Raw genomic sequence first — 26,069 nt, forward strand, 5'->3', positions numbered from 1 at the left:
TATTTTCTCTAACTTTTCTTTGCTAGTATTTGAAATTAAAAAGATGGTGGGGTTACTCCAAATATAACAGTGACTTTGTTTAAAGAAGTGTTTTCCCATTTATGTTTTGCATAAGGTGGGATTTTAACGCTATCACCTGTATTGAGAAGTAAAACCTCATCATTTAGATGTAGTTTTACTTGTCCTTCCATAATAAATGCTATTTCTTCCCCTTTATGCGCCACAGGCTGCATAGATGAAGCAGTTTGAGGTAACAGATTCATTAGAGCCAATTCTAGTGATCCATCTAGATTAGGAGATAATAGCTCATACGAAACATTGCCGCTTTCAGGAAAAGTTATTTTTTTTCTTTGGTTAGCTCTTACAACTAATTCTTCTGTATTGGTATCCTCTAAGAAAAAATTAAACAATGGAATATTTAATGCTACAGAAATTAATTTTAGTGTTTGTAATGATGGATTTGTGATTCCTTTCTCAATCTGACTTAACATGGAAGGTGTTATATCAGCTAACTCTGCTAAACGTTTACTAGTTAATCGGGCACCTTTTCTAAATGCCATAATTTTTTGACCAACATTAATATTGTTCATATATGTAACCCCCTTTAAATAAGTAATAAAATTAAATTTTAATTAATTTTATTTACTTATACTTAATATATTGTTAATATATACTTAATTATAATAAAGTATGATTAATTTTAAAACATCATATGTACATATGTCAGCAGCTGCTTCTCGTTTGAATAATACATATGCAAATAAAAGTTGCTGAATCTCATCCTCTATTTGTATATCTACTATGTGGAGTAGGATATGGTGATGTTTATTGTATGAAGATCATGTACATGTATTTTTTGCTGTAATTCCCCATTCTTCGTATATGCTATTAGGTATGATGACCGGATTATTTGATGGTATTTCCATACAAGATTCTGAATGAAAAGAATTCTAATAAGTAAAGAACAACTTAAGAGTAAACATCAATGCTGTATTATAAAATTTTTAAGGAAGTGAAAATATTATGAAATCAGCTTTAAATAGTATTATGATCTCCTTGATTCTTGCAGTAGGAGGGATCATTGCGTTTTTGTTTAATTTAATGGGAAATCAAGATTGGGTCTTGAATTGGGTAGGGGTATTGCTGGCATATCTATCTTTAAGTATTTTAATAGATTTATATAATGAAACTGTGAATTATAAAACATTTTCTAAAATACTAAAAAGAACTTTGTTTATTTCCTTTAATGTTACAGTATTAGGAATAATAATAGGGATAACATACCAACTATTAGGAAAGTGGAATCTTACTATAATGATGTATTATTGGTTGATAATCTTATTACTACATTTAATTACTGTAATAACATTGGTCGTCCTGGTATTTGTAAATCGAAATGATAAAAATTATAGCTTACTATATAAATTTATTATACTTTTAAACATTTTCCTTACCTTAGGACCAGTATTATATCCTGTGGTTCTAACTATTATAGGAAATGGCATGAACGCTAGTGCAGGCCACTAACTTTCACCTAAATAGATTATTAAAACGATTAGTCCAAAAGTGAGTTTGGTTAAGCTAATGAATCTATAAGCAAATAGAATAATAAAAATAACAACATAAAGTGGGATAATAAGATAGGAAGAGAATTATAATATGAAAATTAAGCTTAAGAAAAAAGAGAATTATAAGTGTATTGTTGTCTATTACATTAGTAGCAATAGGATATTACATGTTTCAATCTATTACGAATCCTAAGCTGGTAAACGCGGAAGAGGCAAGTAGTGTTCAACAAGTGAGCAGTCTACCTAAAAATGAATTGAAAAAATCCATACCTAATCGTTTTGATGGTAAAGAAAGAAAAGTTGCATATTTAACTTTTGATGATGGACCAGGAAAATATACAGCTAATCTATTAGATGTATTAAAGAAAAATGATGTGAAAGCAACATTCTTTTTAATTGGCGGTAATGTGAAAAGGTTCTCAGATTTAGTGAAACGAGAGCATGTAGAGAACCATTATGTGGGCATGCATAGTATGACACATAATTTTAAAAAGCTATATACCAATCAGGAATATGTGAAGGAAATGAAAGAGGATCAATCTTTAATTAGAAATGTTATTGGAAACTCCCCGAAATTAACACGCCCACCATATGGATCAATGCCTGGATTAAATGAATCACTTCGAAATGAGGTGGTCGGAAATAATTTAAAAGTATGGGATTGGACAATTGATTCTCTAGATTGGAAATACAATAAATTACCTGTGGATGTAGCAGCCGCAAAAATTGTTCAAAATGTCTTAGCAGGTGCGACGTCTTCAAAGGAAATTGTTTTAATGCACGATATTCATCCACAATCTGTTGCGGCTGTTCCAGCAATTATAAAAGGATTAAAAGAAAAAGGGTATGAATTTGAAGCTTATGATGAGAACAATCATCTTCCAATAAACTTCTGGCATGATAGCCGGATATAAAAGTATTATCTGGTATCATTAAACAGAAATTGCAGATCTAGTCTGGAAAGATATGTTTGTTCGTCTGGAAAAATATTAGTTTGAAGTGAAGAAGTCCTACGAAGAAATAGTAACAGAAGCGGTATTAAATCATAATTGGTTCCATTTCAACAGGCTCCAAATCCGACAGTAATTTTGTTCTGTTTATTTATGAGGTAACGGAAGGGAATTTAGAAGAACTTGCTACAATTGCTCATTAGTATACATACAATCACGGCATTGTAGAAGAAATAGGATAACAGAAGAACACATACGGTTCTAAATTAATATTACGTGTGTTTTTATACATACATTCCTCATTTAAATGTATATGTTGAATATATAGATATATAGTGATATAATGTGAATTAGAAACTCGCGTGTTTCAAATACAACATTTTTATCTTCTTGATGACCTCTTATCTTTCCGTAAGAGGTCTTTTTTTATGCCTCCTTATTGCATAGCCGTTAAAATACTATGAAAAGATACTAGAGACTACTACACTATGACATTCATGTTGAAATCTTATCAAACGTTATCTCACTTGTATGCATTAGGACTAGGCTGGAGACTTTGGAATAGAGAGGATGTAATTTCATGGTGTGATAGGTTGATCGAAGCAACTGATTACCCACCATATGAAATTATAGAGATATCCTTAATGTCTAAAGAAAAACGGATATATATAGAATCGGCTTTACTATCATATAGCCGCATAGTTGATGAAAAACACTCGGTAAACATCCTTCTTTCAGTCTTAAATGAAAAGTTAGTAGCTCAGAAATGGAATGTAAAACAAGCTCTTACCTGCTCCACTCGTTTACTAGTAAACAGTGGCCTGTATTGGGATGAGGAATATTTTAATTTATACAGTCTGGATGATAGCTATGATATAGTACAGAAAGGGCTCCATTTTAATAAAGAAGATGTGATTTCTGCTTATATCGATACATTAGGTGCTTTTCGCGTCCATTTTAACGAGTTTGAAGATCTCTATTTACAAGTCATGAAACAGAAGTGGCAAGTGTAGAAGGCAGGAAAAGGAATCATTGAATCGTAAGAGTTACTTCCTGTATTTATCACCAAATTTATCTAGCTAAGACAAATCTGTCTTGGCTAGATAAATTTTTGTCTCTTAATAACTTAATTCTATCATCTTTAATTTTTCCGACAGCAAGCAAAGCTAGCGGTTTTTATGCATAATCAGACGCTTGTAAAGGAGAATCACTATATAAATTTTTACCAGAGAGTAATTTATTTAACTAGTAGAAAAAGGAAGGGGCCTATTTGGCTCCTTCCTTTTTCTCATACATAAAGCTTGTTGACAACTTATGAAATAATAGCATTCATCGCTATTAAAATATAGCACTAAAAGCAATTAAGCGGATATGTAATTATACATATCCGCTTAATTACATGGATGGGAACAAAACTATTTATCTCTTCCGGTATGGAAACAAATAGATTTAGGTTTACTTAGGGTAAGAGGACCTGATCACTGATTGATGGTTAAACCATATTTCTACATATCTGAAACAAATTATTTTATTGGATTGTATGTTAATAGGGTGAGGGCTTTATAAAAGTTAGATTGTTCCTTGGTTTCATGCTCTTGATTTTACTTGAAGTACGCATTGGAAAACTACATTTAGCATCATTAATACAGAAACCGATAAGATTATAAAGACAAAATTATTTTCAGATTTAATTACCCCGGTTCATGTAACGAATGATGGGAAAGTATTGATAGGGCATACATGTTTCCAGAATAAGAATGGAGAGAGAACAAGAAATATGTTTTCTCCATCACCAGGGTATGTTTCTGTTCTTGATGGAGAATCGTTAAATGTGTTAGGTACAATAGAAGGAGATTTACTCCCAATTATAATGCGTTCTTTTACGGACGTAACGGTTAGATACGTTTCTAACCTTAGATCAAGGACAATAAGTATATTAGATTTAGTTGATTATAAGAATGTTCATACCATTAAAGTTAATCCAGGAGATCGAAATGCAGATCCTTCTGTAAATCAAGGAGCTCACGGTATAGCATATATAGAAAGATAAAATAAGAAAACACTATACTTTCTGTAGAAACTGACAGAAAGTATAGTGTTTTTTTGTATCTATTGATTACTGATGAATTCCAATTAGGTCTATTTTTTGTAAATATGGAACAATGTCATTACTTACACTGTCTATTAAGCGTTAAAACATTTTTTATTAAATAAATTAAGAAAGGAATCATCATTTTTAACTAAGGGAGAGATTGAATTGAAAAAATTATGGATGCTGCTTTTCGTTTGTTTCGCGGTTATGTTGGTAGGATGTAATAAAAACGAACCGCCAAAACAAGCATTTGAAGAATATATTAATTTATGGAATGATAGAAAATTTGCAAATATGTATGATCAATTATCAGATCATGCTCAAAAATCGATTTCTAAAAAAGAATTCACAGAAAAATATCAAAAAATCTATGAGGGGATTGGAGCTAAGAATTTAAAAGTTAAAATGAAAGGAGAGAATACGAAAGATAAAGAGCTTTTTCTTTTTGAAGTTAAGATGGATACGGATGTAGGACCAGTTTCATTCATCCATGAAGCAAAACTTGTGAAAGATAAAGAATCTTGGAAAATAGATTGGACACCGGACTTCATTTTTCCAGGAATGAAAAAAGATTACAAAGTACGTATGCAAGTAGAGCAAGGAAAACGCGGAGAAATATATGATCGAAATGGAAAAGGGCTTGCAACGAATGGTAAAGCGACTGAGGTTGGAATTATTCCAGAGAAACTAGGCAAAACAGCAGCGCAAACGAAAGAAATAGTAGCACAATTACTTGATATGTCTATAGAAGAGGTCGAACAAAAGCTCACAGCGAAATGGATAAAACCAGACTCCTTTGTACCAATTGGAATTTTAAAAGAGGGAACCAGACAGAATGATTATATTGAATTAGAAGGAGTTTCATCTCGCCCAGTAAATATTCGTACGTATCCATTAGGTGAAGCAGCGGCACACTTAACTGGATATATAGGAAAGGTGAATGCGGAGGAGTTAAAATCACTTCAAAAACAAGGTTATCAAGCAGATGATTTAGTAGGTAAGACCGGTTTAGAGAAAGTGTTAGAAAATAAATTGCGTGGTGAAAAGGGTGGACGCGTATTTATAGAGGATGAGAAGGGGAAAGAGATTAAAAACGTAGCAAAAAAAGAAGCAAAAGAAGGAGAAACTGTTACGTTAACAATTGATGCTGCAATTCAAGAAAAAATCTTTAATGAGATGAAAACTGAAGCAGGATCTAGTGCAGCGGTCAACCCTAAAACGGGTGAAACAATCGCACTTGTAAGTAGCCCTGCTTATAATCCAAATATAATAGTTAGAGGAGCATCGAAAGCCCAACGAGAAGCATGGAGTAACGATTTGAAACTACCAATGATGAATCGCTTCACGCAAGCATTTGTACCAGGTTCCGTATTTAAAACGATTACAGGTGCAATTGGTTTGGAAACAAACACAATAAATCCAAAGGAAGAATTTAAAATTCAAGGATTGAAGTGGACAAAAGATTCATCTTGGGGAAATTACTATGTCACGCGTGTAAAGGATGCAAGTCCAATTGATTTTGAGAAGGCAATGAAGTACTCTGATAATATTTATTTTGCTCAACAAGCTTTGAAAATGGGAAAAGATCAGTATGTAAATGAATTTAAAAAGTACGGATTTCATGAAAAATTACCAATCGAATACGAATTTCCTATTTCAATCATTGCAAAAGATGGGATAAAAAACGATATTCAACTAGCAGACACGGGCTATGGACAAGGACAAGTATTAATGACGCCACTTCATTTAGCATTAACATATGCACCGATTGTGAATGAAGGGAATATTCCGTGGCCACACCTTTTAAAAGAAGTAAAAGTAGCGGGGAATTGGAAAGAAAATGTGATTTCTAAAAAGAATCAAGAGATATTAAAGAGTGCATTAATCAAAGTCATTAATGACCCTGATGGCGCGGGGAGAATTGCAAAGGTTGATGGTGTTACGCTTGCTGGTAAAACCGGTACGGCAGAACTGAAAGAGTCTAAAGAAGCAGACGGAAAAGAACTGGGATGGTTCGCAGCTTTCGATGCAAATGCGCCAGACATGATTGTTACCATGATGATTGAAGGTGTAAAAGGAAGAGGAGGAAGTAACGTTCCAGGTGAAAAAGTAAAACATGTATTTCAGAAATAAAACTTAATTATAAGGTGAATTTTTTTCACTACATTTATCCCGCTATTTGCCCGTAAAAGCCCGATTGTTGAGGGTGGATTAAAGTTTCACTTTATTATATGTTTGCTTAACTCAAAGATATAAGTTGGGGAAAATATAGAACAATTAAATTTCAAAAAAGCATTCTTTCTAATCGAGAATGCTTTTTTGCTGCGACTATAGAAAATTGATACCTTATCTTTATTTTCATTTCTGAAAAGTTGGCATTGCTAATGGTAAATAGAAGGGAATAGCAAATTGAAATGGACAAGTAGAGTGTTACGTTAAATTCAAAAAATAGATTATTGTGAGTGGATTTTTATCATTGTATGCTTTACTTGTTTTTTAGTAGTATTATTCTGCCTGAAAAAAGATAAACAATGGAACAAATGAAACTTGTATCTTGTCTATATATTGAAACCATAATAAAAGTGAGGGCAGTTTTATGTTTATTCAAATAAGTTTGAGGTGTGGAAATGGAACAGACGTTTATTGAAAAGTGTAATCATGATGAGCTGGACTATGTTATAAAAGACTATTGGCAAGATGTATGGAATTATTCATTTATTATTACGAAAGATCCACACTTATCAGATGATATCACGCAAGATGTATTTATAAAGGTGTTTAAAAATTGGAATTCATTTCGAAAGGAGTCATCTATTAAAACGTGGATTTTAAAAATCACAAGAAATACGGCAATAAACTATTTGAAATCCTCCTATTTTAAAAGGATATCTTTAATAGGATTTTTTAGTGACGATAAGCAATCCCTGTCAGCAGAACAAGAATTTTTTAAGCAAGAAGAAATGAATGATGTGTGGAAGGTGGTATTAGAACTACCTAAAAAGCACCGTGAAATAATTATATTGGATGCAAAATATGAATTATCTTATGAAGAAATGGCTGAAACATTAGGAGTATCCATTGGAACTGTAAAATCGAGATTAAGTAGAGCGAGAAGTAAGGTTTCAAAATTAATAGGGGAGGGTAGTAGTGATGAACAATAAACAAAATCCTGACTGGTATAGAAAAATAAAAAAAGGCCCAATGGAGAATCGTAAAGATGAAGAAGAATTTATTTCTAAAATAAAGCAGTCTATATACGAAAATAATGAAGTGGATTTTGTAAAACATAAAAGACCATTTCGTAAAAAAGCATTACCTATTGTAGTTGTTTTGGTTTGTACAATGTTATTTTTCATTGTTCAACAACCTTGGCTTGATGATAATAAATCACCGGTACAAAGTAGTACTCAAATTAAGCCTAAAACAAAAGATGAGTCTGCTCAAGATTCATCATTAAAACAATTTATGAATGAACTATATCAAAGTACGAACTCAAAAAATGAAAATGAATTGTACAAAGCGTTAAATGATGAAGTTCTATTTAAAGGGAAGAGTTATAAGAAGGATGAACTGAAGTTTGATGAAGATATCTTTCATGAGTTGCAAGTCGCCCTTACAATGGGAGGAGAGTTTGCCAAAGATACAAAGCAAGTATATAAAGTACCAAGTGGATTGACAGAAAGTAATCAACCAAACCAAGCGCATTTTATATATGCGACTGTTACTGGAAATAAAACAAAAATTTTAGCTGAACCAAAGCGAGAATCACAAGTTTTATATGAAGTATCTAATGAAATGGTAAAAGCTTGGATTCCAGAAAAAGTACAGAATAATGGATATATAAAAGTTTCGACAATTAACGGTAATACTGGATATGTACAGAAAGAGTACGTTTTAACTGATATTAAATATTCATTTACATTCGAAAAGAATAATGAAGGTATATGGAAAATAATAAATATAAATTCTATATGGTAAAAGAGGAAGGTTCACTTAAATGAACCTTCCTCTTTGTTTTTATTGTCTTTTTGAAGAGTATTCCAGTACTCTAAAATTTCTGATGTAACGAGAGCGGCAATGTTTTTTTCTGAATTACTACCAAGGATAACGACAGAAACGGCAATTTGTGGATCTTCCGTAGGAGCATACGCAATGAAAAGAGAGTGATTTATCATTCTTGCTTGCTCATTTGGAAAACCTGTAATACCTGTTTTACCTGCGACGTCAAAGGGCAACTTTTTAATTTCCTCTATATTTTGACTCATCCCACCTTGCACGACACTCCAAAAGTTCATCGGGTAACGATTTGAACTTTCTAAAATGGGTTTAAACTTTTTGGTTTCCTTACCATCTTGACCAATAATCGCACTTACGATTTGAGGTTTATATTTGTCGCCTTTACTTGCCAAAGTTGCTGCATATTGAGCGAGTTGAAGAGGAGTATGCACTTCATTTCCTCCCCAAGAGGCATTTAATAATGCTGAAATCCCATTTTCAAATTTATTAGATGGATGGAATTCATATTGTCCGTCTTCTTCAAAGGGTAAATCAATCCCAGTTTTAGAACGTAGGCCGAATTGCATTAAATAATCTGTCCATATATGTGCCACTTTTTCTATATTACCATTATTTTGGTTGAATAAGGGCAGAGCTACTTTTGCTGTCATAAATGTGTTAGATGAATTAATGATAGCCTGCCTCGGTGTAATCTCCCCTGTTGGTGTTCCAGGCGCATTCGTAATGTTATTTTGATTATCATACTGAAAAGTACCTTTATCTAAATAAGTATCTTCTGGTTGAAAAAGCTTTTCGTTTAATCCAATTAAAATAGTAAGTGGTTTTATAGTAGAAGCCATATTTACATAAGATTCACCATACTTTAATTTTTGAATTGCTTTATTTTGCGAAAGAGATTTAATGTTTTCTTTTCTAGAAGATACATGTGTATTTAATATATTTGGATCAAAAACTACCGAGTTGGCCATAGTTAAAATTGCGCCAGTTTTTGCATCGCTCACTATAGCATAACCAGCTTTAGCATCAGGTGTTTTCTTAATTTGAGATTTTAATGCTTCTTCTGCCTTTTGCTGCAACTCAGAGTCTAAAGCTAGCCGCACGTCTTTTCCTTTTTGTACTTTTTGAATGTTCCATAAGAACTTTTTATTATTCAATTTAAAAATAAGAGTTTTGCCTTGTTTTCCTTTTAAATCATTTTCATATTGCAGCTCAATCCCGTTTTTTCCAACAGCCATATGCTTTGAATTAAGGTCATTTTCTACATACCCAATTACTTGTGAACCAATTTCGTGTTTAGGGTAATATCGAATCCATTCATCTTTAATTATTACATTATTGGGTTTGTTTTTGTTTATGAATGCAAGTTCATTCTCATTTATATCAGAGTATAACGGTATATCATTCATAGTCTGCTTTTTACAAGATTGTTGTAATTGAGATTTTATGTTCTCTGTAGAAATATCATGTTGAAACTCGCTTGAAAATTGATTGAAAAAAGCTAATGTGTTTGATGTATCTTGTTTCGATAGCTTTTCATCATTAGAAGTGCAATATAGAGACTTAACTTTCTTATTTGTAGCTAGCATTACACCATTTTTATCAAAAATCTTTCCTCTTTCAGCTGAAGAAGTTGCGATAGTAATTGAAATGAAGTTGATTTTTAATAAAATCAGTAAAATCAAACCTACAATAGAAAGAACCGCAAAAAATCTCCATCTTCTTGTATGTAACATATAACCCTCCCTTATGTAGCCTATTTCATCTTATATTTAATTATTTTTTTTGTAAATGTGGAACAACTTTATTGTTTAGGTTGTCTATTAAGTATTACAGCATGAAGAAAGGAATAATTAGCATGAAAATTTACTAGCAAGTTTATATGTAAGTTTAATAAGAGTCATTATACAGTTTAGCACTTCTAATGCAAGTGGCAAAAAAATAGAGAGAAAACAAGAAGGGAGAGTTATTAATTTCGTAGCTAAACGAAAAGGAATGGTTGCTTACAAGGATTAAGCAAAAAATTGAGGCGATATTTATAACCGATTATCGGTATCTAATATATAAGGAATGCTTTTAGTATTTGTAGCAATTCCTGAAAGGATTAAATGGAGGATTTATGAAAGAACAAAAAGGCAAGAAGCAGAAGACATATATATCTATTCGATTAAATATAATGTTCCTTTGCATATTTGTACTATTCTCAGCTATTATTATGCAGCTAGGAAAGGTACAAATCGTTGAGGGAGAGGCTTATAAGAACCAAGTGGAAAGTAGTCAAAATGCAATAACTAGTATTCCAGTTCCACGTGGACAAATTTTAGATCGAGAAGGGAAAACAGTTGTTAATAATAAATCTCTTCGCACAATTACGTATACAAGGGTGAAGGGAATTACGAGTGAAGATACTTTAAAAACAGCAAAAGACTTGGCGAAAGTACTTGAAATGCCTGAACAAGATATAAATAAATTAACAGATATCGATAAAAAAGATTTTTGGATGCAGTTGAATTCGAAACGTGCGGAGGCAAAGATTACTAAGAAAGATATAGAAAAGTTTAAAGAAAAGGGTATAGAGGGAAAAGAGTTAGATAAAAAAATAGAAGACTTAAGACGAGGTCGTGTTACAGAGGTAGAATTAGCAGAATTAACAGCACAAGATTTAAAGGTGTTAGCTATTAAAAGTAAAATGAGTTCAGGTTATCAACTAACACCACAAATCATTAAAAAAGATGTAACAGATGAAGAGTATGCGCGGATAAGCGAAAATCTTGCGGATTTTCCAGGAGTAGATGCAACTGTTGATTGGGAACGTAATTATGTAAACGGTAATTTATTTCGTTCTGTATTAGGAAATATTACGAGTAGTGAAGAAGGATTACCGAAAGAAAATTTAGATTCTTATTTAGTACGTGGATATAACCGTAATGATCGTGTTGGAAAAAGTTATATTGAACAACGATATGAAGATGTATTACACGGCACAAAAGAAGAAGTGAAAAATATTACTGATAAATCAGGAAACATTGTTAACACAGAAATAATCTCTAAAGGAAAAAGTGGTAATAGTTTAACATTAACGATTGATATGGAATTACAAAAGAAAGTTGAAGAAAGTATAGAGAAAAACTTGAGAGCTTTTAAGAGTTCAGAGCCACTGCTCGATCGAGCTTTTGTTGTCATGACGAATCCAAATAACGGACAAATTTTATCAATGGCAGGCAAAAAGATTGTAGAAAAAGAAGGGAAAATAGAGGTTGAGGATTTGGCATTAGGAAACATGACAACTTCGTATGAGCTAGGGTCAGCTGTAAAAGGTGCTACTTTATTAACTGGATATGAGACAGGGGCAATACATCCAGGAGATCAATTTTATGACGCACCGATGAAATTTAAAGGTACACAAGTTAAGAAATCGTGGAATGTATCCGGATTTGGTAATATTAATGATTTACGGGCTTTACAAGTATCTTCGAATGTATACATGTTCCAGACAGCTTTAAAAATTGCGGGAGTCAATTACGTACCAAATGGCTCATTAGATATTAAACAAGGAGCATTTGATACGATGCGCTATTATTTCAAGCAATTTGGTTTAGGTGTCCCAACAGGTATTGATTTACCGAATGAAATAATTGGACAAACGAGAAAAGTAGATAGTCAACCTGGTTTTTTACTAGATTTTTCTATCGGTCAGTATGATACGTATACGCCGTTGCAATTAGCGCAATATATTTCAACGATTGCGAATGGTGGTTATAGAATGCAACCTCAAATTGTACAAGAAATACGAGAACAATCAATAAAAGAAGAGGTTGGCAAAGTTATACGTTCCATAGAGCCTGTCGTATTAAATCGAATTGATATGAAGAAAGAACATATTGATCGTATAAAAGAAGGGTTTAGATGGGTATTCCAAGAAGGTGATGGAACTGGCGTGAAATATTTCAAAAACGCGCCATATAAACCAGCAGGAAAGACAGGAACAGCCCAAACTGTATATGGTGGAGATGACCCGATTGGCAGAAATGCAAAAGGAGAACGTATGGAATGTTACAACTTAACGTTAGTTGGATATGCTCCATATGATAATCCGGAAGTAGCATTTTCCGTAGTAGTTCCATGGCTTCATGATGATAAAAATGGAATTAATTCTATAATTGGAAAGGAAGTTTTAGATGTATACTTTGATTTGAAACAGCAACGTATACATGCTGAATCTACTAGTACAGGTAGTTCTAAGCAAAATTAGAATACTTTTCTCAGGGAAGAGAACCTGTTTATATAAAGCCATTTATAAGTAAAAAAATGAAATATGAAATAAGAGATAGTGGCGATCATAGCTACTATCTCTTATTTTGTTAATAACTCTTATACTAGCTATAAATTTTTTTCAGTTTATGGAACAAATTTGGTTCGGTGATTGTCTATTATGTGTACGTATAAAAAGGTGCTAAAAATTTGGAAGGAATGATGATTTTGAAAAATAAGAGGATGCTAAAAATAGGAATATGCGTTGGTATATTAGGTTTAAGTATTACAAGCCTAGAAGCTTTTACAGGAGAGTCACTGCAAGTTGAAGCGAAAGAAAAGACTGGACAAGTGAAACATAAAAATCAGGCAACGCATAAAGAGTTCTCTCAACTTGAGAAAAAATTTAATGCTCGATTAGGTGTATATGTGATTGATACTGGTACAAATCAAACAATCTCTTATCGACCTAACGAAAGATTTGCCTTCGCATCAACTTACAAGGCTTTAGCCGCGGGAGTATTACTACAGCAAAACTCAATTGATTCATTAAATGAAGTAATCACATATACGAAAGAAGACTTAGTGGATTATTCACCTGTTACAGAGAAACATGTAGATACTGGAATGAAACTAGGAGAAATTGCTGAGGCAGCTGTTCGTTCAAGCGATAATACTGCAGGGAACATTTTATTTAATAAAATAGGAGGACCGAAAGGATATGAAAAAGCGCTTAGGCATATGGGGGATCGGATTACTATGTCTGATCGCTTTGAAACAGAATTAAACGAAGCTATTCCAGGAGACATTCGTGACACTAGTACAGCGAAAGCTATTGCTACGAATCTTAAAGCTTTTACGGTCGGAAATGCACTTCCAGCTGAAAAACGTAAAATTCTTACAGAGTGGATGAAAGGAAATGCTACAGGGGACAAACTTATTCGTGCAGGCGTACCAACTGACTGGGTAGTTGGAGATAAATCAGGTGCTGGCAGTTACGGGACAAGAAATGATATTGCTATCGTTTGGCCTCCAAATAGAGCACCAATTATCATCGCAATTTTATCTAGTAAAGATGAGAAAGAGGCAACCTATGATAATCAACTCATTGCAGAGGCAACTAAAGTTATAGTTAAGGCTCTTAGGTAATAGTATTTTAGTTTTCGCATTTTTAACATGAAAGTATTAAAAGTATAAAGTTAGAAAACGACTCTTTTCTTGTGATAAGAGTCGTTTTTGTATTCTTATTATTAAAAAGGTAAAAGTAAAAATATAACGAATATATATGACATATCTCATACGAAATTTCATGTACTGTATTATTTTATTAATTTAAATAAATTTCAAGAAAGTATAATATAATTCAGTTAGCATATAGAAGTGTTTGATGAGAATGTAAAGGAGAAAATATGAAAAAGAAGATTAATAGAATTGTAATGATTATTTGTATATTAGTAGGTTTTACAATCTTTTTATATTTACAGAACAATTTAATAAGTATAACTGAGATTAAAATAACCTCTAGTAAAATACCATCCTCTTTTAAAGGGTATAAAATTCTACAAATTTCAGACTTACACAATAAAAAATTTGGCGATAATCAAGATGTGTTAATTCAAAAAATAAAAAGTATAGACCCAGATATTATTGCAATTACGGGTGATTTAATTGACAGTAAATCATACGATGCAGAAGTTAGTATGCAATTAATACGAGAAATGGTAAAGAAGTATCCTGTATATTTTGTGACAGGAAACCATGAACAATGGTCTGGAAAGTATAACAGTTTAGAAAAAGAGTTGAAGAAATATGGTGTCAATGTTTTAAGGAATGAACATGTAGGCATTCGAAAGGGTGAGCAAGAGATAAACTTGCTAGGTATTGATGATCCAGAGTTTGGTACTGGAAACCGTGATGAAGGAAATATTATAATAGATGAAATTAAAAAAGCAAAAATTGAAATGCAGCCAGAGAGATATAATGTATTATTATCCCATAGGCCTGAATTTATAAAGGAATATACGAATGAGAGGTTGGATTTGGTTTTATCGGGACATGCTCATGGAGGGCAAGTTAGATTGCCATTTATCGGTGGATTAGTTGCTCCAAATCAAGGTGTTTTACCTAAATATACAGCAGGTTTATATGTAGAACAAAATACATCAATGGTAGTGAGTAGAGGATTAGGAAATAGTATCATTCCGCAAAGAATTTTGAATAGGCCAGAGATTGTAGTCGTGCAGTTAAATTAAGCTGTACGATTTTTTTATACAAAAGTGAGTAAAGAGATTTTATGTATTTTGCAGGAGTTAACATTACAATTTTGTTAAAAATTTTCTACGTTACATAAAGTAACAAAATTTGACCCTGATTGTTTGTTATAGTGTAAATAATCAAAAAACTTAAAAATTGTCGAGTGAAAATTGTGATAAGTAATTCATGTAAAAAACTTAAAGGGGTGTACACATGCATAAAGAATATGAAATTGAAGAATACACGGCGATTGAGGAACAAATACATTATTATTGTAAATGTTTATTAGTAAGTCATCCTGATCAAATAATAAAGTATTTAGAAAAAAGATTAGAAAAATATGCAGAAACATTACAATATGCACATTTATATCCTGACACAGTTATTTTACCGTTACAGCAATTAGTTATTGAATATTCTTTAGATGTTGCTAGAATTCGGAAGTATATGAATTTAAAAACGTAAAGTGAAATTTATAGTTTAAATGAAACAGAGTCGGCTTTAGGAAATGAAATTCTAATGTCGACTCTGTTTCATTGTTTAATATCGTTGATTGAACATACATACTAATCAATGAAGTTTGACATATAATTAAGCAAGGGTAAAATAAAAGTGAGTACTCACTCATTTCATTGGAAAAGGAGGATGAAACGTGCAACAACCTTCAATTATTTTACGGACTGTATCAAAAAGTTTTGGAAAAAAAGAAGTGTTACACAATCTTTCATTGCAAGTTGAAAAAGCAGAAATTTTTGGTTTTGTTGGACCTTCTGGATCGGGGAAAACAACGCTCATTAAAATGATTGCAGGTATTAATGAGGCAACGAAAGGTGAAGTGCTTGTTAATAATACTAATATGCCTAATTTAAATGAAATGAAAAGAATTGGTTATATGGCCCAGGCGGATGCATTATACGAAGAATTGTCAGCATATGAAAATGCAGATTTTATAGCAACGATGTATGGACTAAAGGGAAAACGTAAAAAGACAAGAATTGCACAGGTTTTTGAACTTGTACAATTGTCACAGTATATGAAAAAGCAAGTACAACAATTTTCAGGTGGAATGAAAAAACGCTTATCATTAGCGATAGCACTCCTTCACGAACCAGAAATATTAATTTTAGATGAGCCTACAGTGGGGATAGATCCACTTCTTAGAAAAACAATTTGGGAAAAATTTTATGACCTTAAAAAGAAAGGTACAACGATTATTGTAACGACGCACATTATGGATGAAGCTGAATTTTGTGAGCGTCTAGGGTTAATTAGAGAAGGGAAACTAGTTGCGGTTGGAACAACTGAAGAATTGAAAAAACGCGTGTCATCTGGACGGATTGAAGATGTCTTTTTGCTGGAAGAGGTGGCTCCGTCATGAGAGTTACTGGTGTAATTATACGTATTATTCGTCAATTTTTTCGAGATAAGCGTTCGTTAGCAATGATGTTTGGAGCACCGATGTTATTACTTTGGCTTTTGTCACTAGTGTTTACACAGAAAGACTATATACCGCAAATTGCTGTTGTTGATATGCCCGCTCAAATAGTAAAAGTGATGAAAAATCAAGAAGCGTCAATTTATGAATACAGTAAGGAAAAGGCGATTTCTGAGTTGGAAAAACAAAAGGTAGATGCAGTATTTCGTATAGAGAATGGAAAAATGAAACTTCTGTTGGAAGGTAGTGATTCGTCAAAAAATCGTGCTGTACTTCAAGTATTGCAAAAAAGCACAGAGAAGAATGATGTATCGATTATGAAACCTGAAGTAAATTATTTACATGGCTCTAAAGACTTTACGATGTTTGATGGGCTTGGTCCTGTATTAATTGGTTTCTTTACATTTTTCTTTGTATTTATATTATCAGGTGTATCTTTCGTAAGAGAACGTTTAAGTGGTACGCTAGAAAGGTTATTATCCACCCCAGTAAGAAGATGGGAAATAGTCGCAGGTTATATTATTGGTTTTGGATTCTTTGCCTTTATACAATCCATTATTATCGTAAGCTTTTCCGTTTATATTTTAGATTTATACGTAGCTGGCTCCATATGGCTAACGCTACTTATTACATGTATGCTCTCTTTAACTGCACTAACATTAGGTACGTTTTTATCGACATACGCAAATAATGAATTTCAAATGATTCAATTTATACCGCTTGTTATTGTGCCACAAATCTTCTTTTCTGGATTATTTCCAATGGAATCTATGAACAAGTGGCTACAAATGTTAGGGAAAGCATTTCCACTCACATACGGCGCTGACGCAATAAGACAAGTGATGATTCGGAATCAAGGGTTTACAGAGATTGCATTAGATCTTACTGTGTTATTACTTTTTTCACTATTATTTGCAGTAGGAAATGTATTTGCTTTAAAGAAACATCGCAAAATATAATAATGACAAAAAGGAGCTTTATAAATGCAGAAAGATTGGCTGGAGGAATTAATAGCTGCAACTAATACGGATAAACGAAATGAACGTCAAATGCGAATATTAGAGGCGGCTGTTGATATGTTTGGAGAAAAAGGATACGCTTCAACTTCAACAAGTGAAATTGCAAAGCGTGCTGGTGTAGCGGAGGGAACCATCTTCCGCTACTATAAGACGAAAAAAGATTTATTACTAGCGGTCGTAATGCCAACTTTAACTAAGTTCGCTGCACCATTTTTCGTACAAACCTTTGCAAAAGAAATATTTAAATCGGAGTATGAATCGTATGAAGGACTTTTAAGGGTTGTAATTCATAATAGATTTAAATTTGCTCAAAAACACTTTCCTATGATAAAAATATTAATTCAAGAAGTACCATTTCAACCAGAACTGAAAAATGAAATACAGCAATTAGTAGAAACAGAACTGTTTTCACATTTCAAAAAGTTGATTGTGAAATTTCAAGAAGAAGGGGAAATAATTGAGATACCACCATCTTCCGTATTACGTCTTACTTTATCAGCTGTATTAGGTTTATTATTAACACGATTTTTATTATTGCCTGAAGAAAAATGGGATGATGAAGCGGAAATTGAAAATACGATTCAATTTATATTGTATGGATTAACTCCACGAATTTAATCGTTGAAGTGTGAATTACATACATTACTTTTAAGTGAAAATAAATCGCCTTTAAAAAGGCGATTTATTTTCATTATATATTTTTGATAAATAAGTACTTGTTTAATAAAAACATTCTAAATCAGCGTGTTTCTTTGTCTCTTCTTCTAAGACCTAATAATCCTGCTAGTCCTAATAAACCAAGCCAAGCCCAATTATTATTTCTATCACGATTATCATTTAAATCATTTGTTGTATTTACATTTCGAGTTCTCACATCATTATTAACTCTGTCTAAATTATTGTCATTTACTCGAGTTGAAATATCAGTGTTATTAACTCTGTTCATATTATTTCCATCGTATTCAGCTTGCGCAGATGTACCTAAAAACATAATAGATAGTGCTAAAACACTTAAGATTGATGATAATTTCTTTTTCATAACAATCCCTCCTTTCTTAATAATTAAGTTCTCCGAAGCATGTGTGTATTATTCATTTCACAATATCTAAACCCTCATTAAATAGAGCGCACATTTATAGAAAATAGAGTTGAATGATTGTTAATATTTCATTGGATATATATTTCTCATAAAAATAAATGCATCAAACTTTGCTTAAAATGTTAATCTTAGTACAATTTATATTATACGGACTAGCAATAAGGAGGTAATGAGATGCGACAATTTGCAAAACCTACAATCGTCGTAAGTAAATGTTTAGAATTTGATGCTTGTCGTTATAATGGAGAGATGATTCCAGATGTAACAATACGAAATTTGCAGCCATTTGTTACATTTATACCTGTTTGTCCAGAAGTCGAGATTGGATTGGGGACTCCTCGAGAAACGATACGAATTGTAGAAGAAAATGGTGAGAATAGACTTGTGCAACCGTCGACACGAGAAGATGTAACTGAAAAAATGGAACAGTTTTCAAATGACTTTTTACAAACGATACCGGATGTGGATGGTTTTATTTTAAAGAATCGTTCGCCAAGTTGTGGTACGCGCGATGTGAAAATTTATTCTGGTTTTGAAAAAGCACCAGCAAAGGGAAAAGGATCAGGCTTATTTGGCGGAGCAGTAATAAAAAAATTTTCGCATCTTCCTATTGAAGAGGAAGGCAGATTGTCGAATTTTATTATTAGAGAGCATTTCTTTACAAGGCTATTTACAATCGCATATTACAAAATGATTAAACATAATAAAAATATGAAAGACCTTGTATCGTTTCAGTCGGACAATAAATATTTATTTATGGCATATAATCAGGTGAAACAAAAGGAATTAGGGCGTATAATTGCAAATCACAAAAATGAAAAGATTGAAGTGGTATTTGAAAACTATGAGAAGACTTTATATGAATTATTTATGCGCACACCCCGTTATACATCGAATGTAAATGTATGCGAGCACATTTTTGGATATTTTAAAACAAAGCTAAAAAAACAAGAAAAAGATCATTTTATAGAACTGTTACAAAAGTATGCAGAAAAGAAAATACCACTTAGTAGTTTACTTACAATTTTAAAATCATGGGCCATTCGATTTGATGAGAAGTATTTATTAAGACAGACGTATTTCGAACCATATCCTGAAGCATTAGTAGAAATTTCTGATTCAGGAAAAGGTAGAGATTATTAAACAATAAATTACATAATTCGACACAAAATCTCCTATGTTGTTGTAGAACAATGTAGGAATTTTTTTGTGCATTAGTACAGAATCTGTTTTAAAATTAAGTTATGACAGAATTATAGCAATTGTCTAACTAATACTTTTGTCTTTTAAGTTGTTATGTTTGTAGTAGAAACTCGCACGCTGTCGAAACTCAATATTCGATAAGGGGTGTGTAGCGGAATGGAATTTACTCTAACTCGCGAAAAACAAATGATTAAAGAAATGGTACGTGACTTTGCTGAAAAGGAAATCGCACCGAAAGCTGTATATTATGACAAAACTGCAGAGTTTCCATATGAAACATTTCAAAAAATGGGCGAACTAGGATTACTAGGCATCCCATTCCCAGAAGAGTATGGAGGTTCAGGTGGCGATACGGTATCGTATGCGTTAGCAGTTGAAGAAATTGGTCGCGCTTGTGGTGGCACCGGTTTAAGCTATGCTGCAACAATTTCATTAGGTGCTTCTCCAATTTATTATTTCGGTACAGAAGAACAAAAACAAAAGTATTTAGTTCCAATGGCGTCAGGAAAAACATTAGGTGCCTTCGGATTAACGGAGCCGAATGCTGGATCAGATGCAGGTGGTACTCAAACGAAAGCGGTATTAGATGGTGATGAGTATGTAATCAGTGGTGAGAAGTGTTGGATTACAAACGCAGAGTATGCAAATACCATTATTGTAACCGCTGTCAATGGTATTGAAGAGAATGGTAGAAAACGCATTTCAGCATTTATCGTACCTACTACTAGTGAAGGATTAACGATTTCTAGTCCTTATGATAAAATGGGCGTTCGCGCTTCTAATACTTGTGAAATCGTACTTGATGGTGTTCGTGTACCGAAAGAAAATATTCTTGGTGATGTAAATAAAGGTTTTAAACAATTTTTATATACACTTGATGGAGGACGTATTTCAATCGCAGCATTGGCAGTTGGTATTGCGCAATCAGCCTTTGAACGTGCATTGCAATATGCGAAAGAACGTCAACAATTTGGAAAGTCAATTTCTAATTTCCAAGCGATTCAATTTAAATTGGCTGATATGGCGACTGAAGTAGAGTTAGCTCGTAATTTAGTACATAAAGCAGCTTGGTTAAAAGATAACGATAAACCTTTCGGCAAAGAAGCGGCAATGGCAAAACTATTTGCATCGGAAGCGGCAAGCCGTATTGCGAATCAAGCAGTACAGATTCATGGTGGATATGGGTATATGCGTGAATATGAAGTTGAACGACATATTCGTGATGCGAAACTATTAGAAATTGGTGAAGGAACTTCTGAAATTCAACGTCTCGTAATTGCTAGACATTTAGGATGTAGATAAAAGGGAGGAATCACTATGTTTCAAAAAATATTAATTGCGAATCGTGGAGAAATCGCTGTTCGTATTATGAAAACTTGTCAAAAACTAGGCATCCGTACTGTTGCTATTTATTCTGAAGCAGATGAAAATGCCCTTCATGTGAAAATGGCAAATGAAGCTTACTTAGTAGGTGGACCGCGTGTTCAAGAAAGCTATTTAAACCTTGAAAAAATTATTGAAATAGCTAAGAAGACAAATGCAGAAGCAATTCATCCGGGTTATGGTTTATTATCAGAGAATCCGTCTTTTCCGGTTCGCTGCAAAGAAGAAGGAATCGTATTTATCGGTCCTTCAGAAGAAATTATTACGAAGATGGGAAGTAAAATTGAATCACGTATCGCAATGCAAGCAGCAGATGTCCCAGTAGTCCCAGGGATTACTACAAATATTGAAACTGCTGAAGAAGCAATTGAAATTGCAAAACAAATTGGTTATCCATTAATGCTTAAGGCATCCGCAGGCGGCGGAGGCATTGGTATGCAGTTGATGGAAACTGAGCAAACGCTCACCAAAGCGTTTGAAAGTAATAAAACAAGAGCGCAAAACTTCTTCGGTAACGGAGAAATGTATTTAGAGCGATATATAGCAGATGCGCATCATATTGAAATTCAGCTTTTAGCAGATACACATGGTAACACAGTGTATTTATGGGAGCGTGAATGTTCGGTACAGCGCCGAAATCAAAAAGTAATCGAAGAAGCACCCTCACCATTTTTAGATGAAGGTACACGAAGAGCGATGGGAGAAGTTGCTGTACAAGCTGCCAAAGCACTTGGCTATACAAATGCAGGTACAGTTGAGTTTCTTGTAGATGATCAGAAAAATTTCTATTTCTTAGAAATGAATACGAGATTACAAGTAGAGCATCCAGTGACAGAAGAAATTACGGGATTAGACCTTGTAGAACAGCAACTCCTTATCGCAAGTGGAGAGAAACTATCATTTACTCAGGATGATGTAAAACGTAGTGGTCATGCCATTGAAGCTCGTATTTATGCAGAGGATCCGAAAACATTCTTCCCATCACCTGGGAAAATTACAGATTTAACATTACCGTCAAATGTACGGATTGATCACTTCTTAGAAAATCATGTAACGATTACACCTTTCTATGATCCAATGATTGCGAAAGTCATTGCACATGGCGAGACTCGTGAAGAAGCAATTTCGAAATTACATGATGCTCTAGAAGAATTAAAAGTAGAAGGTATTAAAACGAACACTCCAATGTTACTGCAAGTTTTGGAAGACGAAGTGTTCAAAGAGGGTATTTATACAACGGGTTTTGTAACGAAACAGCTCGTTAAAAAATAAGATTTAACAATATTAAGGGGGAAAAATGATGACGAAAGTATACGCATCGATGGCAGGAAACGTTTGGAAGATTGTTGTAGGAGTAGGGGACACAGTAGAGGAAGAGCAGGATGTCGTCATTTTGGAATCTATGAAAATGGAAATTCCAATCATTTCAGAGGAAGCCGGTACAGTTATGAAAATTAATGTGCAAGAAGGCGATTTTGTAAATGAAGGAGATGTATTATTAGAAATTGAATAGGGAGATATAGGGGGAAGCGAATTGAAACTACCTAATTTTGCTGTCATTAAAGAAGTAGGACCACGTGATGGTTTACAAAATGAAAAAAAGATTGTTGGCACAAAAGATAAAGTAAAATGGATTCAACTACTTACAGAAGCAGGATTGTCGTATGTTGAAGTTTCCTCATTCGTTCACCCAAAATGGGTACCAGCATTAGCGGATGCAAATGATGTGTTTTCTGAGCTGAAAAGGGATCCCAATGTTACATATGCTGCGCTTGTTCCGAACCAAAATGGTTTGGAACGAGCTTTTTTGCAAAATGTAGATGAGGTGAATGTTTTTTTATCAGCAAGTGAATCTCATAATAAAAGTAATATTAATAAATCGATTAAAGAAGCATTAGTTGTAATTGAAGATATAACAAAACAGGCATTATTCGAAGGGAAAAAGGTAAGAGGTTATGTTTCTACTGTATTTGGATGTCCTTATGAAGGGGATATAAGTCTCGCAGCAGTTGACGAATTATGTAATCAGCTATTTTCATACGGTATTTATGAAGCATCTCTTGGTGATACGATTGGTGTAGCAAATCCGTTACAAGTAGAGCAAGTATTAGAACATTTATTAAAGAAATATGATGCTTCGCAGTTTGCAATGCACTTCCATAATACGTATGGAATGGCTCTGGCGAATGTAGTTAAGTCATTAGAATATGGTATTACAACATTTGATAGTTCTTGTGGTGGTCTTGGTGGATGCCCATATGCACCAGGAGCATCAGGCAATGTTGCAACTGATGACTTAGTTCATATGCTCCATAAGTTAGGGGTACAAACGAATATTGATGAAGAGAAGTTATTGAGAGCGAGTCAATTTATTCAAAGTAAATTAAATATCCAATTACCGAGTCATGTGTATAGAGCGCTTCAACATAAAACGATAAGTAGGTGAGAAGATGCTACAATTACAAAACATTTCAGTTGATTACGTAACACCACACGTTGTAAAGATTTCATTAAATCGTGAAAGACAAGCAAACTCATTATCTTTAGCGTTATTAGAAGAGTTGCAAAACATACTAACTCAAATAAGTGAAGAGTCAAATACTCGTGTAGTTATTTTAACAGGGGCTGGTGAAAAAGCATTTTGTGCCGGAGCTGATTTAAAAGAACGTGCTGGCATGAATGAAGAACAAGTTCGCCATGCTGTTAGTATGATTCGCACTACTATGGAAATGGTTGAACAATTACCACAGCCAATTATTGCTGCTATAAATGGAATCGCACTTGGTGGTGGTACGGAATTAAGTTTAGCTTGTGATTTTAGAATTGCTTCAGACACTGCAAGTCTTGGTCTTACTGAAACGACACTTGCAATTATACCAGGAGCAGGTGGTACACAGCGCTTACCGAGATTAATTGGTGTTGGTAGAGCGAAAGAATTAATTTATACAGGTAGACGTATTTCAGCGCAAGAAGCTAAAGAATATGGTTTAGTAGAATTCGTTGTACCAGCTAATTTACTTGAAGAGAAAGCGATTGAAATAGCAGAGAAAATTGCTAGTAATGGACCTATTGCTGTTCGATTAGCAAAAGAGGCAATTTCAAACGGTATTCAAGTTGATTTACATACCGGATTACAAATGGAAAAACAAGCGTATGAAGGTGTAATCCATACGAAAGATCGAATAGAAGGATTACAGGCATTCAAAGAAAAACGCAAACCGATGTATAAGGGGGAGTAAATATGTTAGACCAAAAACAACAATCTAATTCATTTGAAGAACGAGTTGAAACAATTAAACAAGGCGGGGCACCGAAATATCATGAGCAAAATAAAGCAAAAGGAAAATTATTCGTTCGAGATCGTTTAGCGCTTCTATTTGATAATGGCGAATATGTAGAAGATGCATTATTTGCTAACTGTGAACAAACAGGCTTACCTGCGGACGGCGTTGTAACGGCAACGGGTAAAATACATGGTCGTACTGCGTGTGTAATGGCCAATGATTCTACTGTAAAAGCTGGATCATGGGGATCACGCACAGTTGAAAAGATTTTACGTATTCAAGAAACAGCTGAAAAACTACGTGTTCCGTTATTTTATTTAGTCGACTCTGCTGGAGCGCGTATTACAGATCAAGTAGAAATGTTCCCAGGGCGCCGCGGTGCAGGAAGAATCTTCTATAATCAAGTGAAGTTATCAGGTAAAGTTCCTCAAGTATGCTTATTATTTGGACCTTCTGCAGCTGGTGGTGCGTATATTCCAGCCTTTTGTGACGTTGTAATGATGGTAGAAGGAAATGCATCTATGTATTTAGGATCTCCTCGTATGGCTGAGATGGTTATCGGTGAGAAGGTAACGTTAGAAGAGATGGGCGGAGCTCGTATGCATTGCTCTGTATCAGGATGCGGAGATGTTTTATGTAAGACCGAAGAAGATGCGATTACACAAGCAAGACAATATATTTCATATTTTCCAAACAACTACTTAGAGAAGACTCCATTGGTTACACCTCAAGAACCGAAACAATTCGAAAAAACATTAGAACAAATCATTCCAGAAAATCAAAATGCGCCTTTCAATATGAAAGATCTCATTAATAGAGTTATTGATGAAGGTTCTTTCTATGAAGTGAAAAAATTATTTGCTCAAGAACTAATTACAGGCTTAGCACGTATTGATGGTAAGCCAGTTGGTATTATTGCAAATCAACCTCGTATGAAAGGCGGCGTATTATTCCACGATTCAGCTGATAAAGCTGCTAAGTTTATTAATTTATGCGATGCATATCATATTCCATTATTATTCCTTGCAGATGTACCTGGATTTATGATTGGTACAAAAGTAGAGCGTGCCGGTATTATTCGCCACGGTGCAAAAATGATTTCTGCAATGAGTGAAGCAACTGTACCTAAGATTTCTATCGTTGTTCGTAAAGCATATGGCGCTGGTTTATATGCGATGGCAGGTCCAGCATTTGAACCAGATTGCTGCTTGGCATTACCGACAGCCTCTATTGCAGTAATGGGTCCAGAAGCTGCGGTTAATGCTGTATTTGCAAATAAAATTGCAGCTTTACCAGAAGAAGAGCGTGCTAGCTTCATTGCTGAAAAACGTGAAGAGTATAAGAAAGATATTGATATATACCACTTAGCATCAGAGATGGTGATTGATGGTATTGTTCATCCAAACAATTTACGTGAAGAGTTAAAAGGACGTTTCGAAATGTATATGAGTAAATATCAAGTATTCACGGATCGTAAACATCCTGTATATCCAGTTTAAAAGCCTTATTTAGGGCTTT

General features: G+C 33.7%; 24 protein-coding genes and 1 pseudogene. 22 read left to right on the forward strand and 3 right to left on the reverse strand.

Going from position 1 to position 26,069, the window contains the following annotated elements; all coding sequences use genetic code 11:
• Positions 1-35: 35 nt before the first annotated feature.
• Complete coding sequence (locus AC0OM3_RS25175) at positions 36-590, reverse strand: helix-turn-helix domain-containing protein (RefSeq protein WP_474213184.1); 555 nt, start codon at positions 588-590, stop codon at positions 36-38.
• 164 nt (positions 591-754) lie between these two features.
• Between AC0OM3_RS25175 and AC0OM3_RS25180 the strand changes: the two are divergent.
• The 8 genes and pseudogenes from AC0OM3_RS25180 to AC0OM3_RS25215 all read left to right on the forward strand — a co-directional run.
• Positions 755-933: pseudogene (locus tag AC0OM3_RS25180) on the forward strand (D-serine ammonia-lyase); the annotation flags it as partial.
• A gap of 90 nt (positions 934-1,023) precedes the next feature.
• On the forward strand, positions 1,024-1,527 hold the full coding sequence (locus tag AC0OM3_RS25185) for a DUF3902 family protein (RefSeq protein ID WP_046946283.1): 504 nt from the start codon (positions 1,024-1,026) through the stop codon (positions 1,525-1,527).
• A 160-nt stretch (positions 1,528-1,687) separates the two neighbouring features.
• Positions 1,688-2,482 carry a peptidoglycan-N-acetylglucosamine deacetylase gene (locus tag AC0OM3_RS25190; RefSeq protein WP_474213219.1) on the forward strand — a complete coding sequence of 265 codons (795 nt, stop codon included), beginning with the start codon at positions 1,688-1,690 and terminating at the stop codon, positions 2,480-2,482.
• Between the two features lie 536 nt (positions 2,483-3,018).
• Positions 3,019-3,531: a hypothetical protein gene (locus AC0OM3_RS25195; RefSeq protein WP_033673011.1), complete on the forward strand. Its 513-nt coding sequence runs from the start codon at positions 3,019-3,021 to the stop codon at positions 3,529-3,531.
• A 764-nt stretch (positions 3,532-4,295) separates the two neighbouring features.
• Positions 4,296-4,568: a hypothetical protein gene (locus tag AC0OM3_RS25200; protein ID WP_000492688.1), complete on the forward strand. Its 273-nt coding sequence runs from the start codon at positions 4,296-4,298 to the stop codon at positions 4,566-4,568.
• Positions 4,569-4,775: 207 nt separating this feature from the next.
• Entirely contained in the window at positions 4,776-6,743 is a 1,968-nt protein-coding gene (locus AC0OM3_RS25205; RefSeq protein WP_000737762.1) for a penicillin-binding transpeptidase domain-containing protein, read from the forward strand.
• Between the two features lie 494 nt (positions 6,744-7,237).
• Positions 7,238-7,771 carry an RNA polymerase sigma factor gene (locus tag AC0OM3_RS25210; RefSeq protein WP_000438327.1) on the forward strand — a complete coding sequence of 178 codons (534 nt, stop codon included), beginning with the start codon at positions 7,238-7,240 and terminating at the stop codon, positions 7,769-7,771.
• Positions 7,761-8,588 (forward strand): hypothetical protein, encoded by an 828-nt coding sequence (locus tag AC0OM3_RS25215; RefSeq protein WP_001060765.1) that lies wholly within the window; start codon positions 7,761-7,763, stop codon positions 8,586-8,588. The genes AC0OM3_RS25210 and AC0OM3_RS25215 overlap by 11 nt, the downstream gene beginning before the upstream one ends.
• Before the next feature lie 11 nt (positions 8,589-8,599).
• Here AC0OM3_RS25215 and AC0OM3_RS25220 read toward each other — a convergent pair whose 3' ends face one another.
• Entirely contained in the window at positions 8,600-10,360 is a 1,761-nt protein-coding gene (locus AC0OM3_RS25220) for a peptidoglycan D,D-transpeptidase FtsI family protein (protein ID WP_163051715.1), read from the reverse strand.
• 383 nt (positions 10,361-10,743) lie between these two features.
• Between AC0OM3_RS25220 and AC0OM3_RS25225 the strand changes: the two genes are divergently transcribed.
• The 7 genes from AC0OM3_RS25225 (at position 10,744) to AC0OM3_RS25255 (ending at position 18,200) form a co-directional block, all read left to right on the forward strand.
• Positions 10,744-12,876, forward strand: coding sequence for a peptidoglycan D,D-transpeptidase FtsI family protein (locus tag AC0OM3_RS25225; RefSeq protein ID WP_000662993.1), 2,133 nt, complete (start codon positions 10,744-10,746; stop codon positions 12,874-12,876).
• A 221-nt stretch (positions 12,877-13,097) separates the two neighbouring features.
• Positions 13,098-14,024, forward strand: coding sequence for a class A beta-lactamase Bla1 (gene bla, locus AC0OM3_RS25230; protein WP_002164025.1), 927 nt, complete (start codon positions 13,098-13,100; stop codon positions 14,022-14,024).
• A gap of 260 nt (positions 14,025-14,284) precedes the next feature.
• Positions 14,285-15,127 (forward strand): metallophosphoesterase, encoded by an 843-nt coding sequence (locus AC0OM3_RS25235; RefSeq protein WP_474213185.1) that lies wholly within the window; start codon positions 14,285-14,287, stop codon positions 15,125-15,127.
• A gap of 214 nt (positions 15,128-15,341) precedes the next feature.
• Entirely contained in the window at positions 15,342-15,593 is a 252-nt protein-coding gene (locus AC0OM3_RS25240; protein ID WP_000548621.1) for a hypothetical protein, read from the forward strand.
• Positions 15,594-15,780: 187 nt separating this feature from the next.
• Positions 15,781-16,506: an ABC transporter ATP-binding protein gene (locus AC0OM3_RS25245; RefSeq protein ID WP_001187072.1), complete on the forward strand. Its 726-nt coding sequence runs from the start codon at positions 15,781-15,783 to the stop codon at positions 16,504-16,506.
• Positions 16,503-17,522: an ABC transporter permease gene (locus AC0OM3_RS25250; RefSeq protein WP_001266725.1), complete on the forward strand. Its 1,020-nt coding sequence runs from the start codon at positions 16,503-16,505 to the stop codon at positions 17,520-17,522. Before AC0OM3_RS25245 ends, AC0OM3_RS25250 begins: the two co-directional genes overlap by 4 nt.
• A gap of 24 nt (positions 17,523-17,546) precedes the next feature.
• Positions 17,547-18,200, forward strand: coding sequence for a TetR/AcrR family transcriptional regulator (locus AC0OM3_RS25255; protein ID WP_001168190.1), 654 nt, complete (start codon positions 17,547-17,549; stop codon positions 18,198-18,200).
• A gap of 121 nt (positions 18,201-18,321) precedes the next feature.
• Here AC0OM3_RS25255 and AC0OM3_RS25260 read toward each other — a convergent pair whose 3' ends face one another.
• A complete protein-coding gene (locus AC0OM3_RS25260; RefSeq protein ID WP_000728151.1) occupies positions 18,322-18,621 on the reverse strand; it encodes a WGxxGxxG family protein in 300 nt (99 codons plus the stop codon).
• Positions 18,622-18,855: 234 nt separating this feature from the next.
• Here AC0OM3_RS25260 and AC0OM3_RS25265 point away from each other — a divergent pair, with 234 nt between their 5' ends.
• From AC0OM3_RS25265 to AC0OM3_RS25295, 7 genes are all read left to right on the forward strand, one after another.
• Positions 18,856-19,824, forward strand: coding sequence for a YbgA family protein (locus AC0OM3_RS25265; protein ID WP_001248641.1), 969 nt, complete (start codon positions 18,856-18,858; stop codon positions 19,822-19,824).
• Positions 19,825-20,040: 216 nt separating this feature from the next.
• Complete coding sequence (locus AC0OM3_RS25270; protein ID WP_000397279.1) at positions 20,041-21,186, forward strand: acyl-CoA dehydrogenase; 1,146 nt, start codon at positions 20,041-20,043, stop codon at positions 21,184-21,186.
• 15 nt (positions 21,187-21,201) lie between these two features.
• Positions 21,202-22,539 (forward strand): acetyl-CoA carboxylase biotin carboxylase subunit, encoded by a 1,338-nt coding sequence (locus AC0OM3_RS25275; protein ID WP_000486751.1) that lies wholly within the window; start codon positions 21,202-21,204, stop codon positions 22,537-22,539.
• Positions 22,540-22,564: 25 nt separating this feature from the next.
• Positions 22,565-22,780 (forward strand): acetyl-CoA carboxylase biotin carboxyl carrier protein subunit, encoded by a 216-nt coding sequence (locus AC0OM3_RS25280; RefSeq protein ID WP_001987345.1) that lies wholly within the window; start codon positions 22,565-22,567, stop codon positions 22,778-22,780.
• A 21-nt stretch (positions 22,781-22,801) separates the two neighbouring features.
• On the forward strand, positions 22,802-23,713 hold the full coding sequence (mvaB, locus tag AC0OM3_RS25285) for a hydroxymethylglutaryl-CoA lyase (protein WP_061884184.1): 912 nt from the start codon (positions 22,802-22,804) through the stop codon (positions 23,711-23,713).
• A gap of 4 nt (positions 23,714-23,717) precedes the next feature.
• On the forward strand, positions 23,718-24,506 hold the full coding sequence (locus tag AC0OM3_RS25290; protein ID WP_061884185.1) for an enoyl-CoA hydratase: 789 nt from the start codon (positions 23,718-23,720) through the stop codon (positions 24,504-24,506).
• Positions 24,507-24,508: 2 nt separating this feature from the next.
• A complete protein-coding gene (locus tag AC0OM3_RS25295; RefSeq protein ID WP_000886746.1) occupies positions 24,509-26,050 on the forward strand; it encodes an acyl-CoA carboxylase subunit beta in 1,542 nt (513 codons plus the stop codon).
• Positions 26,051-26,069 lie beyond the last annotated feature (19 nt).

The sequence above is a fragment of the Bacillus sp. FAU20 genome (assembly GCF_056033865.1).

Excerpts from the sequence above, each read along its gene's own strand:
- AC0OM3_RS25175 (WP_474213184.1), bottom strand. The coding sequence starts at position 590 with ATGAACAATATTAATGTTGGTCAAAAAATTATGGCATTTAGAAAAGGT.
- AC0OM3_RS25185 (WP_046946283.1), top strand. The coding sequence starts at position 1,024 with ATGAAATCAGCTTTAAATAGTATTATGATCTCCTTGATTCTTGCAGTA.
- AC0OM3_RS25200 (WP_000492688.1), top strand. The coding sequence starts at position 4,296 with ATGTTTTCTCCATCACCAGGGTATGTTTCTGTTCTTGATGGAGAATCG.
- AC0OM3_RS25210 (WP_000438327.1), top strand. The coding sequence starts at position 7,238 with ATGGAACAGACGTTTATTGAAAAGTGTAATCATGATGAGCTGGACTAT.
- AC0OM3_RS25215 (WP_001060765.1), top strand. The coding sequence starts at position 7,761 with ATGAACAATAAACAAAATCCTGACTGGTATAGAAAAATAAAAAAAGGC.
- AC0OM3_RS25220 (WP_163051715.1), bottom strand. The coding sequence starts at position 10,360 with ATGTTACATACAAGAAGATGGAGATTTTTTGCGGTTCTTTCTATTGTA.
- AC0OM3_RS25225 (WP_000662993.1), top strand. The coding sequence starts at position 10,744 with ATGAAAGAACAAAAAGGCAAGAAGCAGAAGACATATATATCTATTCGA.
- bla (WP_002164025.1), top strand. The coding sequence starts at position 13,098 with ATGATTTTGAAAAATAAGAGGATGCTAAAAATAGGAATATGCGTTGGT.
- AC0OM3_RS25235 (WP_474213185.1), top strand. The coding sequence starts at position 14,285 with ATGAAAAAGAAGATTAATAGAATTGTAATGATTATTTGTATATTAGTA.
- AC0OM3_RS25240 (WP_000548621.1), top strand. The coding sequence starts at position 15,342 with ATGCATAAAGAATATGAAATTGAAGAATACACGGCGATTGAGGAACAA.
- AC0OM3_RS25250 (WP_001266725.1), top strand. The coding sequence starts at position 16,503 with ATGAGAGTTACTGGTGTAATTATACGTATTATTCGTCAATTTTTTCGA.
- AC0OM3_RS25255 (WP_001168190.1), top strand. The coding sequence starts at position 17,547 with ATGCAGAAAGATTGGCTGGAGGAATTAATAGCTGCAACTAATACGGAT.
- AC0OM3_RS25260 (WP_000728151.1), bottom strand. The coding sequence starts at position 18,621 with ATGAAAAAGAAATTATCATCAATCTTAAGTGTTTTAGCACTATCTATT.
- AC0OM3_RS25265 (WP_001248641.1), top strand. The coding sequence starts at position 18,856 with ATGCGACAATTTGCAAAACCTACAATCGTCGTAAGTAAATGTTTAGAA.
- AC0OM3_RS25270 (WP_000397279.1), top strand. The coding sequence starts at position 20,041 with ATGGAATTTACTCTAACTCGCGAAAAACAAATGATTAAAGAAATGGTA.
- AC0OM3_RS25275 (WP_000486751.1), top strand. The coding sequence starts at position 21,202 with ATGTTTCAAAAAATATTAATTGCGAATCGTGGAGAAATCGCTGTTCGT.
- AC0OM3_RS25280 (WP_001987345.1), top strand. The coding sequence starts at position 22,565 with ATGATGACGAAAGTATACGCATCGATGGCAGGAAACGTTTGGAAGATT.
- AC0OM3_RS25290 (WP_061884185.1), top strand. The coding sequence starts at position 23,718 with ATGCTACAATTACAAAACATTTCAGTTGATTACGTAACACCACACGTT.
- AC0OM3_RS25295 (WP_000886746.1), top strand. The coding sequence starts at position 24,509 with ATGTTAGACCAAAAACAACAATCTAATTCATTTGAAGAACGAGTTGAA.